The sequence below is a fragment of the Ruegeria meonggei genome (assembly GCF_042768335.1).
Classification (GTDB): domain Bacteria; phylum Pseudomonadota; class Alphaproteobacteria; order Rhodobacterales; family Rhodobacteraceae; genus Ruegeria; species Ruegeria meonggei.
The window spans coordinates 1,646,541-1,661,253 of record NZ_JAXHBT010000001.1 but is presented as its reverse complement, the minus strand read 5'-3'; the positions used below and the strand labels follow the sequence as shown (position 1 = coordinate 1,661,253).

Here is a 14,713-nt window from a genome sequence, read left to right as displayed (position 1 = left end):
TACTTGCCTTAATTCCTCCATATTTTGTGGATTCACGCGATTTTTGGCGTGACGTTTGCGCTTTCGACCGGTAGGATTGTAAGCGGATAGGTAAGAAAAACACCGCTTTGGCGGGATATATAAACAGGCGGACAGAGCATGACATTAAATCTTTCGATGCCCGGGCACGACGAACTGAAGCCTCGGATTACGGTATTTGGCGTTGGGGGCGCAGGCGGTAACGCTGTCAACAACATGATTGAAAAACAGTTGGACGGAGTTGATTTCGTTGTCGCCAATACCGACGCGCAGGCGCTGCAACAAAGCCAGTCCTCGTCACGGGTGCAACTGGGCGTAAAGGTCACCGAGGGGCTGGGCGCAGGCGCGCGCCCGACAGTCGGTGCTGCAGCTGCCGAAGAAAGCATCGAACAGATTGTCGACCACCTGGCGGGTGCACATATGTGCTTTATCACCGCTGGCATGGGCGGTGGCACCGGTACAGGCGCGGCACCAATCATCGCGCAAGCCGCGCGTGAACTGGGCGTGCTGACCGTTGGTGTCGTCACCAAGCCTTTCCAGTTCGAAGGCGCCAAGCGGATGCGTCAGGCGGAAGACGGTGTTGAATCGCTGCAGCGTGTCGTCGATACGCTGATCATTATTCCGAACCAGAACCTGTTCCGTCTGGCCAATGAAAAGACCACGTTTACCGAAGCGTTCTCGATGGCTGATGATGTTCTTTATCAAGGCGTCAAAGGCGTGACCGACCTGATGGTGCGCCCCGGCCTGATTAACCTCGACTTTGCCGACGTGCGCGCCGTTATGGACGAGATGGGCAAGGCGATGATGGGCACCGGTGAGGCCACAGGCGAAGACCGCGCGGTTCAGGCCGCCGAAAAGGCGATCGCCAACCCTCTGTTGGACGAAATCAGCCTCAAAGGCGCCAAGGGTGTGTTGATCAACATCACCGGCTCGCACGATCTGACCCTGTTCGAACTGGACGAAGCCGCCAACCGTATCCGCGAAGAAGTGGACCCGGAGGCGAACATCATCGTTGGTTCGACCCTGGATACTGTGATGGAAGGCGGCATGCGCGTTTCGGTCGTAGCAACCGGAATCGACGCCACCGAAAAGACCGAGGAAGTGCCAGTTGCGCGCCGCTCAATGTCAGCACCTCTGACCCGCACGGTTACGGCCGAGGAAACGCTGCAGGATGAGACCCCCGCTGTAGCAGCTGAGCCCATCGATCCGACCCCTCAGACCGAAGTGAACCGCGAGCCGTCTTTGTTCGAAGCACCTGAAGAGCAGGCACAGCCGCAGTTCCAGCGGCATGCGGAGCCAGACGATGGTCTGCCAATGCCGGCCTATCAGCCGCGGGTGGCCGAGTTTGAACCGACCCCCGAACCGGTTGAACCCGCCCCAGAAAGCTATGTTGCACCTCAGCCGCATGCCGGTGCGGGCACGCCGTCGCCCGAAGCAATGCAGCGTCTGCAAGCCGCGGTTCAGAACGTTCCGTCTGCCCAGCAGCGTCTGTCTGCGACCCGGCCTCCGGCACCTCAGGCAGCCCATGAGACGCATGACGATGCCCAGGATCGGCCCCGGTTTGGCTTTAACAGGCTGATCGATCGGATGACCGGTCATGCGCCAGATACACCCGCTCAACCGGTGCGTCAGCAGCCTGCGATACGCCAGGGTGACGCCACGGCACCGGCGCATGATGAGGCTGATCCCGAACAGGATCGGATCGAAATTCCCGCCTTTCTGCGCCGTCAAGCCAACTGATCGCGGTAACAAATTAGTTTTAATGGGCCGCCCCTTGGCGGCCCATTTCTATTTAAAAACAAGAAGCTAAGCGGGTGTAAGCAGGCTTTTGCCGATCTGTCACGCAGATGTTTCATTCAGTTGCAAAGAGTGAGTTGAGCCTAGAAGCCTGCTTCCTTAACTGAGTGCCAACATGGCCCGTAAAGGTCCGTCACCACTCACCGAGGTTCACCTTGCAACACACGCTCAAATCTTCGATCACGTTTACAGGCATCGGGCTGCACAGCGGCAAGCCTGCGACGATGGTCCTGAAACCGGCAGCTGCCGGTCACGGCATCTGGTTCAAGCGGACGGATATTGAGTTGGGCAATGCCCTTATCCCTGCAATCTACGACGTTGTCGAGCGGACCCCGCTGTGCACCCGTCTGATAAATGACGCAGGTGTGTCGGTTTCCACTGTCGAGCATATCATGGCAGCCCTTGCCGGTTGCGGCGTCCATAACGCTCTGATCGACATTGATGGTCCCGAAGTTCCGATCATGGACGGGTCCTCGATCGAATTCGTTCGGGGCATCATGGCCAAGGGTGTACGCCGCCAGGCCAGCCCGGTTCTGGCTTTTGAGGTTCTTAAAACCGTCATCGCAACGCGCGAGGGCGCCAGCGCGTCGATTGCGCCCGCGAATGGGCTGATCATCGATTTCCACATCGATTTCGAAGACAACGCAATCGGCAGCCAGGCCAAGACGCTGGACATGCGCAATGGTTCGTTCGCGCGTGAGCTCAGCGATTGCCGCACATTCTGCCGCCGCACCGACGTCGAAGCGATGCGCGAAAACGGTCTGGCTTTGGGCGGAACACTGGACAACGCGGTTGTCGTTCAGGGTGACGACGTTCTGACCCCTGGTGGTTTTCGCCACGCGGATGAGGCTGTGCGTCACAAAATGCTGGACGCGCTGGGAGATCTTTATCTGGCAGGTGGACCGATTCTGGGTCGCTTTACCGGCGACAAGTCGGGCCATGCCATGACCAACACACTGCTGCGTAAACTTTTTGAGACACCCGGCGCGGTACGTCCGATCCTGTGCACCCCCGAACAGGCTGCGCGCCTGCCCGGACAGGGGCTGATCTGGAACGAAATCCCCGAAGTTGCCTGATTAGATCAACTCTGCAGACAATTCCGACAACTGGCGTACTAAGGCGTTTTGCCCCGGAATTATATGTGCTAAACCAAAGCCCAAACCGGGGCTTACCCCGACAAGCAATACGACAAGGATGGGCGGAATGGTTGGCAGCAAAGCGGCAGTCAGGTTCGCAGGCGCAATTCTTCTGGCAGCAGTTTTGACGGCATGCGGCAACAAAGGCGCAGACCGCAATCAGAACCTGGAAGGGTTCACTCCAGAACAGATTTTCACGCGCGGTGAATACGAGCTGTCGCAGAATCGCTCGGAAGATGCCGCGTGGTACTTTGGCGAAGTTGAACGCCTGTACCCGTATTCTGACTGGGCAAAGCGCGCCCTGATCATGCAGGCGTTTTCTTATCATGCAGATGAGAATTACGAAGAAAGCCGGGCCTCGGCACAGCGCTATATCGACTTCTACCCAGCAGACGAAGATGCGGCATATGCCCAGTATCTCCTGGCACTCAGCTATTATGACCAGATTGATGAGGTCGGTCGCGATCAGGGCCTGACCTTCCAGGCGCTACAATCTCTGCGCACGGTGATCGAGGTTTATCCTGACAGCGAATACGCCACGTCGTCTGTGCTGAAGTTTGACCTGGCCTTTGATCATCTTGCTGGAAAAGAGATGGAGATTGGGCGCTATTACCTGCGTCAGGACCATTATACTGCGGCGATCAACAGATTCCGCGTGGTGGTTGAAGATTTCCAAACCACCTCACACACAGCTGAGGCGCTTTATCGTCTGATCGAAGCGTATCTGTCGCTGGGTTTGGTGGATGAGGCCCAGTCAGCCGGCGCGATTCTAGGCTATAACTATCAATCCTCCGAATGGTACGATGCGGGCTACAAGCTGCTGACCTCACGTGGGCTGGACCTTAAGAGCCGCGGCAACAACTGGCTCAGCCAGATTTACCGCCAGACGGTAAAAGGTGAGTGGTTGTAATCGCCATGGCTAAAGGCGTGGGACGCTAAGACCCGATGCTGCGCGCCCTTGAAATCCGCGACATGCTGATCATCGACCGGTTGGAACTGACATTCCAGCCGGGCCTGAACGCATTGACCGGCGAAACCGGCGCAGGAAAATCGATCCTGTTGGATTCGTTAGGGTTCGTTCTGGGCTGGCGGGGCCGGGCGGAACTGGTTCGTCAGGGGGCTGCACAGGGCGAAGTTGTGGCCGAGTTTGAACTGCCCGAAGGTCACCCGGCTCATGCGATTCTGGAAGAAGCAGGCTTGCCCGGCGGCCAAGAGCTGATCCTACGCCGAATCAACACCGCTGAGGGGCGCAAGACCGCCTGGGTCAATGACCGGCGCTGTTCCGGCGAGGTGCTGCGGGCTTTGTCCGAGACCCTGATCGAACTACACGGCCAGCATGATGACCGGGGCCTGCTGAACCCTCGTGGCCATCGCGCGATGTTGGATGCTTATACTGGCGCAGGGCCTTACATATCAGATGTGCGCCTGGCCTGGTCTGGGATGTCCCGCGCGCGCAAAGCTCTGGCGCAGACCGAATTTGCCCTGGCCGCGATGCGCGCGGAAGAGGAATTCCTGCGTCATTCAGTTGCTGAGCTGGACAAGTTGGACCCGCAACCGGGCGAGGACGCTGATCTGGATGCCCGCCGCCGAATGATGCAAGGGGCCGAGCGTATCCGGGATGATGTCGCCCGCGCCTTTGATTTGCTTAGCGGGGACGGGGCCGAGGGTAAAATGGTGGATGCCATGCGTTGGCTGGAAGGTGTGTCTGATACGGCTGGCGGTCAGTTAGAGGACCCCATCGCCGCACTGGCGCGTGCTCTGGTCGAGCTGGGCGAGGCGCAAGATGGCGTCAACGCCTGCCTTCAGGTGCTGGATTTCAACCCGGCGGAACTGGAAGACGCAGAAGAGCGGCTGTTCGCCATCCGCGCACTGGCCCGCAAGCATGACGTGGCTCCGGACGATCTGGGTGCCTTTGCCGAAACGCTGCGAGACCGTCTGAACAGGCTTGAGGCCGGAGATGCTGATCTGGCCGATCAGCGGGCCGCAGTTGCCGAGGCTCAGGTGTTGTATGACACGGCCGCGGCTGCGCTCAGCTCCGCGCGCCAAAAGGCCGCCGGACGTTTGGATGTAGCCGTGATGGCAGAGCTTGCGCCGCTGAAAATGGAGCGCGCGGTGTTTCAAACCGAAATCACCCCGGCTGATCCCGGCCCCGAGGGGGTTGATGCGGTTGCCTTTACGGTGGCAACGAACCCGGGCGCGCCGTCCGGGCCGTTGAACAAGATCGCTTCGGGCGGGGAACTCAGCCGCTTTTTGCTGGCGCTCAAGGTCTGTCTGACCGGCGAAGACAGCGCCCGCACCATGATCTTTGACGAGATTGACCGCGGCGTCGGCGGTGCGACTGCCGATGCGGTGGGGCGCCGTCTGGCTTCGCTTGCACAGGGCGGCCAAGTGTTGGTCGTGACGCATTCACCACAGGTCGCAGCCCGTGCGGCGCATCACTGGCGGGTTCAAAAACATGTGACCGGTGGGCAGACCCTGTCCACCGTGATTCCGCTGGCCGATCCTGACCGCGTGGACGAGATTGCCCGCATGGTCGCCGGAGACACCATCACTGACGAGGCCCGCGCCGCAGCACGTGCCTTGCTGGATGCCTGAGACCGATCTGACGCAATCCGGGTGCCAATCCGTCGCTATCCCACTTTTATATGAGCGCCCCGTGGCTTACTAAGGGTTATTGCATCATCCCCGAGGGCCAATGACCCAATCGACCCGCACCGTTCTGCGCAACCAGTTCAATCAGGCTCTGGCCGCGATGAAGGACGCGTGGCGGGTGATGCGACGGCGTGGTCCCAGCCAGATCCAGTTCTGGTTCATCGCGCTGGCCATCGGAATTGCTGCAGGGTTCATGGCACTGGGGTTCCGCAAGGCAATCCGCGCCTTGCAGGCTTATGTCTATGACACCGAAGATATTCTGCTGCTGCACAGCCATGTCGAGATGCTGCCGTGGTTCATGATCCTGATTATCCCCATCTTCGGTGGCCTGATTGTCGGGATTATCCTGCACAAATTCACCGATGATGGCCGGGTGCGATCGGTCGCTGACGTGATCGAAGGGGCGGCGGTGACCGATGGCCGGGTTGAGGGCAAGGCAGGCATAGCTTCATTCTTTGCCTCGCTGGTGACGCTCAGCACCGGAGGATCCACAGGGCGCGAAGGTCCCGTGGTGCATATGGCCGGTGTCATCTCAACCTGGGTCAGCAACCGCATTCATGCGGATGGCATCACCGGGCGCGACCTGCTGGGCTGTGCCGTGGCAGCTGCAGTCTCAGCCAGCTTCAATTCACCCATCGCAGGGGCTTTGTTCGCACTTGAGGTGGTGTTGCGCCACTTTGCAGTCCACGCCTTTGCCCCCATTGTTATCGCCTCGGTCGCTGGGACGGTGATCAACCGGCTGGAATATGGCGACGTGACCGAGTTCACGCTGGACACGCCCGGCTCGCTGCAATTCTACGTCGAGCTGCCCGCATTCCTGATCCTGGGGTTGATCTGTGGCTTTGTGGCGTTGTTGCTGATGCGCTCAATCTTTTTTGCCGAGGATATCGGCAGCCATATTCAAAGCCGCCTGTCCCTGCCGGGGTGGCTGCGCCCTGCGGTTTCGGGAGCGATGCTGGGTCTGATCGCCATCTGGTTTCCGCATATCATCGGTGTCGGGTACGAGACCACGATCCGGGCGTTGACCGGCGATCTGGTGCTGACCTCGGCGATCCTGTTTGCAGTTGTCAAAACTGTTGCCGTTGCCATCACGATGGGCGGGCGCATGGGTGGGGGGGTGTTCTCGCCTTCGTTAATGATTGGTGCGCTGACCGGGTTGGCCTTTGGATTGATTGCGACCGGATTACTGCCGGATGTTTCAGGCACGCATACGTTATATGCATTTGCAGGTATGGGCGCGGTAGCTGCGGCTGTGCTGGGGGCGCCGATTTCGACCACGATGATCGTGTTTGAGCTGACCGGAGACTGGCAAATCGGTCTGGCGGTTATGGTATCGGTCTCGATGTCGACTGCGTTGGCTTCGCGCCTTGTAGATCGGTCGTTCTTTCTGACCCAGTTGGAACGCCGCAATGTGCATCTGGCGGCCGGACCGCAGGCGTATCTGCTGGCGATGCTGCGGGCAGGCGCAGTGATGCGGCCCCTCGGTGATGCCCGTTCAATTACGTCGGATGAGGCGCAGAAGCTGATAGAACAAGGGCTGTGCGTGCAGGCCAGCGCCACGCTTGAGGCCGCGATGCCCTATTTTGATCGCGATGACATCCCTTGTATTCCGGTTGTGGTGGTCGATGAGGACGGTTGCGAAAATCCGGTCGGCGCGCTGTATCACATCGACGCGCTCAAGGCTTATAACCGCGCATTGGCGGCCACAGCGGCCGAGGAGCATTCCTAGCCGCGATACACACTCGCCGCGTCGCCAAGGTAGTTATCCCAGGCAAACCAGTAAGAGATATGTCCCGCCACCCGCGACAAACGGGTGCCATCCGGGCCGATCAAAGACTCTTCGGTCAAGGTCCATTTCCGGCCTGTTTCGTCCACCAGCCCGCCATCGGCTGCGGTGAACCGATGAGACTGACGTTCATAGGCACGCACGGCGCGCTTGTCTGGGTTGCCGATCAGAACCAGTTGTCGATTGCCGATTGCATCGTTGATCACGCGGGTTTGGTTGAACGCGTCCAACGGCCACGCACGGGCAGCGCCGAACTGGCGGACGGCAAAGACATAATCCTTTTGCTGGTGTCGGGACTGATCCACCAGCACCGGGAACATCAGTTCGGGCGAGGCGAAATATTCCTGATACACCACACCCGAGCCATAGTTCCGCCGATGCCCGGTCTTCAGCGACAGCACGCGGGTGTCCGGGTGCGAAGTCTTCCAACTGGCCCAGGTGGTGATCACCACCGGGCGTTGCTTCAGCTCAATCCCGTTGTTGACCAGCGGCCCGACAACCGGTTGGCCGGTATACTGGTTCCACAGCGAATGCGTGTCGCGGTCGAACATCAGCTTGTTCGACCGGTACAGGAACCCCGAAGACCCAAAGACCAGCGGCTTGCGCCGCCCGGCCACCTGCGTTTCGAACAGAATGCCCGACCCGCACAGCGTGCAATAGGCCAGCGCCACCGGGACGCCCCCAATCACATCGTTGAACATTTCATGCCAGCCCATGATCCGCAGGGGATAAGCGCGCTTATCGCCGTTGATTGAGACGCCGAAAACCAGATCATCGTCCTTGAGGTAATCCGCACGCGAGGCTGGGATCAGTTTAGGATTGTCCAGCGACGGGATACCGTCCTTGACCACACCGCCCCAGCTTATTTCTTCCAGACGAATCTTCATCTTGTCACGCTGTAGGTATTCAGGGCGCAGGAAGTCGTCGAAATTCGTGTCGATCCCCAGCAAAACTTCTCTTTTGAAAGGGATCAGTGAAGGGTGTGGAACCAATTGCGCGTTCTTCTCTTGCCACAGCATCCAGTCGAACCAGTCTGTGCCCAGGTTTTCGTTGGTCAAGGCTTGCATCACCTCCGCGATCTCATCGCGGCGTCGCTGACCATAACGCATTCCGGTGATCAAAGCGGGCACCACATCCGGATTGCCGCGCTGAATCAGAATGGCCATGCCCTGCTCGAATTCAGAGGTGCTGCCGTAAAGCGTGGACCTGACGGCCTCGAGTACGGGGTCCTGTTGCGCCCATACCGCGCCGGGCAGTACGGCTGCGGCCCCTAGCAAACCGGCAAGACTACGGCGCGTGATCGACATGGCATCCTCCCACAATGTTCCATGCCCAGTGTGCACTGACTAGGGCTCACTTGCATCCAACAGAGGCGTGAGCAGGGTGTGAGCGGTGAGGGCTGCACACAGGAGAGGTTGGGGTGCTGGATGTGATGTCGGATGTGCGGGACAAAGCAGATTTTGCGAACCTAGCCGGAGTTGCGAAAAAACTGCGCAATTTCTTGGATTTAAATGCAAATCTCTTCGTTTAAAGATGATCTGAAACGGCAAACACAGCTGTTAGAAGTTGGCCGGATACGTGTTCCGGTGCGCTGCTATCGTCATGTTCGCAGGCTTGTTGAACGGTTCTCGGCGACCACTCGGTTAACCAAAGGAGTGAACCAGTGCTTTGGCTTCTTCTCATCTGTCTTTTGCTCTTTATCTACATGCCGTTTGCAATGCGCAGCTGGCCCGCGCTTGTTACCCTTTCCTTTGTGTACCTTATTGTAGAAATCGGCGTCCGGTTGGGTGTTGCGAATTACTCGGCGGCCGATGTGCCCAGACTTCTGGTGTCGGTGGGAAACGCTTGGATTGACTTGTTCGTCAAAGTTCTACCGGTGACTGTCATTGCTCGGGCTGCAGTACTTATGGCAAAGTCGCTTGGACTAATGGGACGAGGTCTTTTGGCGGCGAATATTATTGGAATTCTCGCCTTACCAGGAGGTATTGCGGGAATCGCAGCTCATAGGCAATGGGAGCGTCGAGCTGCACCACTGGAATGCACCAGCAGGCAAATCCCCTTAGTCTTGTCAGGAGTAACAGCAACAGCGACCTGGAGCAAAAGCGTGGTGCTACATGTTGGAAAGGACATTCGAGATAGCCGTCGCTACCTTTTTTCTCCCTCGCACCGGCGGAGAATTTGTCGAGACACCTCGAACAGTACTGAAAGCCTGCCCATTGAGGCGATCTCGCTCGGAACCCGACACTTTTCGCAAAATCGTTGTCGTGCACAAGACAACACACCCTGGGAGCAGAGCGTGTGCAAAAACTGGAATGACGATGACTGGCATCGCAAACCGCACAAGGTGATCATCTTTAACCCAAGCGGAATTCGGCTTGGCGATTTTGGCATCCCAAGAAATCCCACCAACACTGGCTTCCAATTGGGTGACAATGAACGCCTGGTTTCAGCCACCAACGAGGGCGGTGTAACTATTACAGCCGTTTGTCACGTACCCACAGATCCGGATCGCTCGCTGTACTGCAATATGCGTCGGCCCATAGTCAAAGGCATTAGCCTTTATTGGGAAGCAAATCTGCCACGAGGCAAAATCGAAGAATACTTACTTCGTACAGATGTTTTCGCCAGGAGCACTTGCGCGGACCTGTTTGGCAAACACCTGTGCGAAGTTCCAACTGGGACACGCCCGTGATTTCGGTATGGAGTTGTGTCGGCTTGGGATCAGAAGTGGATAACAGCCAGGTTTCAAGAATTGCAGGTTGCAGGCCGAATAGGCGATTGGTGTTTGCCTGCCGACCTTTAAATCTGTTCGACCTTCACGGATTCCACCGGATAGAACGCCACATATCCCTTGATCTCAGCCACAGCCGGGATCGGGTCCTCATAGCTCCAGGCGGCGTTTTCTGTGGTCGAGGATTTGTTGACGATCGAGAAATGTGCCGCGTCACCCTTGTGCGGGCAATGGGTCACTTTGTCGGTGACGTCCAGAAACGCCATCGCGATGTCGGCGCGGGGGAAGTAAATCACCGGGTCCAGATCACCTTCCAGCAGCTCCAGTGCTCCTGTGCTTTCACCCAGAATGGCTCCACCTGAACGGACGCTCCATTTACCCGCCGCTTTGCGGATCGTGATCTCAGTCATATCTGCTCCTTCCCTCGTCTTTTTGGGCGTCTTCTGCCCGGCGTTTGTAACAGCGCGGTGTCAGATCGGCGCAGTTGCGGCATCCAACCACAGTTGCGCCTGATCGCCCAGCCGTGGTCGGATCTTTTCCGCAACGTCGCGATGATATGCGTTCAGCCAGCCGCGTTCCTGGGCTGTCATCATGTCGACCACGATCAGCCTGCGATCAATAGGGACATAGGTCAGCGTGCGCCAGGTCAACATCGCGCGTTCATCATCGCCGCCCGGCAGGCCCGGGGCCTCTTGCACCACAACAAGGTTTTCGATGCGGATGCCAAAGGCGCCCTCGCGGTAATATCCAGGCTCGTTGGACAGGATCATGCCCGGCTGCAGCGGAACATGGCTGAGCTTGGACAGGCGCTGCGGGCCTTCGTGGACACTCAGATACGCGCCGACACCATGTCCGACACCATGGTTGAAATCTTGCCCCGCGGCCCACAGCGGTTCACGCGCGATGCTTTCGATATCCCGCCCAGCCAGTCCGACGGGCCAGCGCAACATAGACAGGTTGATCATGCCTTTCAGCACGCGTGTGAAACAGGCTTTTTCCTCGGTCCCGACATCTCCGATCGCAATTGTGCGGGTGATATCTGTGGTGCCGTCCAGATATTGCCCGCCGCTGTCCAGAACCAAAATGTGCCCGTTGTCCAGACGGCTGTCGGTTTCCTCGGTGACCCGGTAATGCATGATTGCACCGTTTGGTCCGGTCCCTGCGATGGTGTCAAACGAGATATCCTGAAGCGCGTTGTCTTTGCGCCGGTTGTTTTCCAGCCGGGAGACCACCTGCGTTTCGGTCAGGGTGCCGGGGGGCTGCGTATCCAGCCAACACAGTGTTTCAACCACGGCGACGGCGTCGCGCAGATGGGCTTCGGCGCTGCCGGCGATCTCAGCGGGGTTTTTGCAGGCTTTGGGCAAGGCACAAGGATCGCCGCCATCCACCATCTTGCCCTGCAGCACATCCGCCACAGCCTGCGGCAGCGTGCCCAGGTCAACCTGCACAGCACCGTCCAGTTCTGCCACCGCGCTCAGAAAGCTGTCTGGCTCATGAATCCGAATCTGATCTCCAAGATGATCCCCCAGATTGGTCAGCTTTTCCGGCGCCATGAACAGGTCGACACGACCGTCTGCGTGCAGAATAGCAAACCCATGCGCCACAGGATTATACCCGATATCCGAGCCGCGAATGTTCAGCAACCACATGATCGAATCCGGCAGAGTGATCACAGCCGCCGTGTTGCCGCCGCTCTGCAAGGCCTTGGCCAGTCGGTTGATCTTGCTATCCGCAGATTCGCCCGCAAACTCAATCGGGTGGGTCTTGACCGGATTTGCCGGAGGAGGCGGTTGGTCCGGCCAGACCCGATCAACCAGATTGCCACAGCGCACCAGTTCAACGCCGCTGTTCACAAGGTCTTTTTGCGCCGTCGCGATCTGGTCTGCCGCATGCAGCCAGGGATCAAAACCAACCTTGCCGCCTTTGGGCAGCTGTTCTTTCAACCACGCGCTCAAGCTGGTTTCCGGCCACGGCACCGGTGTGTATTCCACCGCGACCTGAGCCTTGACTTGCGTGCGATACCGCCCGTCGATGAACACACCTGCCACATTCGTCAGAACCGCGCAAAACCCAGCCGATCCGGTAAAGCCGGTCAACCACGCTAAGCGCTCATCCCGAGGGGCCACGTATTCGCCCTGATGCGCATCCGCACGTGGGATCAGAAACCCATCCAGCCCTTCGCGCGCAATCTCATTGCGCAACGCGGCCAGTCGTGGCGGCCCTTGTTCCGGGCGCGCAGTCACCTCAAAGGACTGAAACATATTTTACCTCATGCAGACGGGTTTGTTACCCCAATCTTCTATTTCGGAAAACCCTCCGGCAGGAGGCAAGGCCTGTATCAGCTGGCCTTTTTCATCCCCATAACCCGCGCACGCGCCCGTGGATCGCTGTCAAACAGAGCCGCCAGTTGTTCGGTCATCGCACCCGCCAGCTGTTCCACATCCGTGATTGTCACCGCCCGGTCGTAGTACCGTGTGACGTCATGGCCGATGCCGATAGCCAACAGCTCAACGATTTTACGCTTTTCGACCATCGCGATCACGTCGCGCAGGTGTTTTTCCAGGTAATTCGCGGGGTTAACGCTGAGTGTTAAATCATCAACCGGCGCGCCATCGGAAATCACCATCAGAATCTTGCGCTGCTCGCGCCGCGCCAGCATCCGCCGGTGTGCCCATTCCAACGCCTCACCGTCGATGTTTTCTTTCAGAAGGCCTTCCTTCATCATCAGGCCCAGATTGGGCCGCGCGCGCCGCCACGGGGCATCCGCGCCCTTGTAGATGATATGGCGCAGATCGTTCAGGCGACCCGGCTGTTGTGGGCGGCCATCGTTCAGCCATGCTTCGCGCGCCTGACCACCTTTCCAGGCACGGGTGGTAAAGCCCAGAATCTCGACCTTTACGTTGCAGCGCTCTAGCGTCCGCGCCAGAACATCGGCGCAGATCGCAGCGATCGAGATCGGACGCCCACGCATGGACCCCGAATTGTCCAGCAACAGCGTTACGACGGTGTCGCGGAACTCGGTATCCTTTTCGACCTTGAAACTCAGCGGTGTGGTCGGGTTGGCCACCACGCGGGCCAGACGACCTGCATCCAGAATGCCTTCTTCGCGGTCGAACTCCCAACTGCGGTTCTGCTGGGCCTGCAGGCGGCGTTGCAGCTTGTTGGCCAGACGGCTGACCGCGCCTTTCAGCGGATCAAGCTGCTGGTCCAGATAGGCGCGCAGCCGTTCCAGTTCCGCAGGCTCGGCCAAATCTTCGGCCGCAATCTCTTCGTCATGCGTGTTCAGGTATACTTTGTAGTCCGGATCGGCCTCGGACGCGGGTGGAGGGGCAGGGGGTTCCAACGGAGCCTCGCCCTCGGGCATTTCGGCCTCATCGCCCATTTCCTCATCAGCCATCTCATCCATCGAGACCTGGGCCTGCGACTGATCCTGTTGCTCTTCCTGAGTCTGCTCGGGCGTGGCGTCGGCGTCCTGATCTTCCTGATCATCCTGGCCTGTACTGTCGGGATCGGGCTGTTCTTCGGCGTCGTCTTCGGCCTGATCTTCCTGATCTTCGTCCAGCTCATCCGGGTCATCACCCAGCTGGTCGCCATAGCCCAGATCCTTGATCATCTGACGGGCGAACCTGGCGAACTCAGCCTGGTCCGAGAGGATGTCATCAAGATTTTCAAGCGTCCCGCGAGCCTGTTCCTCGATGAAGCCACGCCACAGGTTCATGATATTCTCGGCCGCAGGCGGCAGGTCGCGCCCTGTGGCCAGATGCCGGATCAGATAGCCGGCGGCCACCGACAGGGGCGCATCGGCAGGCTGTTTGCATTGGTCATAACCCCGACGCAGGGCCTCGTGCCCGATTTTGACGTCGATATTCGACGCGGTGCCCGGCATATCGCGCGCGCCCATCGCCTCACACCGGGCAACTTCCATCGCTTCGTACAAATCCCGCGCCATATCGCCGGGGGGTGCATAACGCGCATGGGTCGCATCGTCATGATATCGGCGCTGCAAGGCCAAGGCATCCGCGGTTCCGCGTGCCAAAAGAACCTCTTCGCGGGTCATCCGGCGAGAAACCTGCGGCAGACGCATCGACTCGCCCGTCATCCCCGACGGATCGACCGTATATGAGACGTTCAGCTCAGGATCGTCGGCCATAACCTTAGTGGCCTCGGCCAGGGCCTTCTTGAACGGATCAGCAGGGTTGTCGTTTAGTTTACTCATTTTTGACCTGATCCCCCAACATGCAGTTCATATTAGCCAATTTAACCAGACCTAAAGTATAGTTGCTATCACGCGCTTGTCCTATTGGTGGTTGAAGATTGAGCCAGAGTTCATCCTCAACCATGATGACACTATCTGCAAAGGCAACGACAGCATTCTCAAAGTGATAATTTCTGCTTTGAGTATCATTTGGTGAGTGAAACTCAATTCTACTGGGTCGGGCACTGTTGCAAACTGCAAAAATACCGGAGTTGACGGCATTGAACATATCAAAATCACCGTAGTATCCCGGCTTTACGCCAAGCAACAGTACCTCAGCCGAAGCCGAATGTGCACCACTCATCAAGATTGCGAGAAGTGCGATGCGAGCACCGCTT

Annotated in this window: 11 protein-coding genes; 6 read left to right on the top strand and 5 right to left on the bottom strand. The window is 58.4% G+C overall.

The features are described from left to right. The first annotated feature begins 138 nt into the window (after positions 1–138). From ftsZ to SJY13_RS08110, 5 genes are all read left to right on the top strand, one after another. Positions 139–1,758, top strand: coding sequence for a cell division protein FtsZ (gene ftsZ / locus SJY13_RS08130; protein ID WP_377189976.1), 1,620 nt, complete (start codon positions 139–141; stop codon positions 1,756–1,758). 212 nt (positions 1,759–1,970) lie between these two features. Next, a complete protein-coding gene (gene lpxC / locus SJY13_RS08125) occupies positions 1,971–2,891 on the top strand; it encodes a UDP-3-O-acyl-N-acetylglucosamine deacetylase (RefSeq protein WP_377189974.1) in 921 nt (306 codons plus the stop codon). A 127-nt stretch (positions 2,892–3,018) separates the two neighbouring features. Then, a complete protein-coding gene (locus tag SJY13_RS08120; RefSeq protein ID WP_085821198.1) occupies positions 3,019–3,861 on the top strand; it encodes an outer membrane protein assembly factor BamD in 843 nt (280 codons plus the stop codon). A 35-nt stretch (positions 3,862–3,896) separates the two neighbouring features. Continuing rightward, the gene (recN, locus tag SJY13_RS08115) at positions 3,897–5,546 is read left to right on the top strand and encodes a DNA repair protein RecN (RefSeq protein WP_377189972.1); all 1,650 of its coding nucleotides are present in this window, start codon (positions 3,897–3,899) and stop codon (positions 5,544–5,546) included. A gap of 100 nt (positions 5,547–5,646) precedes the next feature. Continuing rightward, positions 5,647–7,332 (top strand): chloride channel protein, encoded by a 1,686-nt coding sequence (locus tag SJY13_RS08110; RefSeq protein WP_377189970.1) that lies wholly within the window; start codon positions 5,647–5,649, stop codon positions 7,330–7,332. Here SJY13_RS08110 and SJY13_RS08105 read toward each other — a convergent pair. Further along, positions 7,329–8,696: a DUF3179 domain-containing protein gene (locus tag SJY13_RS08105; protein ID WP_377189968.1), complete on the bottom strand. Its 1,368-nt coding sequence runs from the start codon at positions 8,694–8,696 to the stop codon at positions 7,329–7,331. The two genes, SJY13_RS08110 and SJY13_RS08105, sit on opposite strands and share 4 nt — an antisense overlap. A gap of 356 nt (positions 8,697–9,052) precedes the next feature. Here SJY13_RS08105 and SJY13_RS08100 point away from each other — a divergent pair, with 356 nt between their 5' ends. Next, positions 9,053–10,081 (top strand): hypothetical protein, encoded by a 1,029-nt coding sequence (locus SJY13_RS08100; protein ID WP_377189966.1) that lies wholly within the window; start codon positions 9,053–9,055, stop codon positions 10,079–10,081. A gap of 107 nt (positions 10,082–10,188) precedes the next feature. On the opposite strand, the gene SJY13_RS08095 is transcribed toward SJY13_RS08100, so the two are convergent. The 4 genes from SJY13_RS08095 to SJY13_RS08080 form a co-directional block, all read right to left on the bottom strand. Then, on the bottom strand, positions 10,189–10,530 hold the full coding sequence (locus SJY13_RS08095; protein ID WP_377189964.1) for a DUF427 domain-containing protein: 342 nt from the start codon (positions 10,528–10,530) through the stop codon (positions 10,189–10,191). Positions 10,531–10,590: 60 nt separating this feature from the next. Further along, entirely contained in the window at positions 10,591–12,381 is a 1,791-nt protein-coding gene (locus SJY13_RS08090; RefSeq protein ID WP_377189962.1) for an aminopeptidase P family protein, read from the bottom strand. Between the two features lie 77 nt (positions 12,382–12,458). After that, complete coding sequence (gene cobT / locus SJY13_RS08085; protein WP_377189960.1) at positions 12,459–14,336, bottom strand: cobaltochelatase subunit CobT; 1,878 nt, start codon at positions 14,334–14,336, stop codon at positions 12,459–12,461. Further along, the gene (locus tag SJY13_RS08080) at positions 14,329–14,679 is read right to left on the bottom strand and encodes a hypothetical protein (RefSeq protein WP_377189958.1); all 351 of its coding nucleotides are present in this window, start codon (positions 14,677–14,679) and stop codon (positions 14,329–14,331) included. Before SJY13_RS08080 ends, cobT begins: the two co-directional genes overlap by 8 nt. Positions 14,680–14,713: the final 34 nt, after the last annotated feature.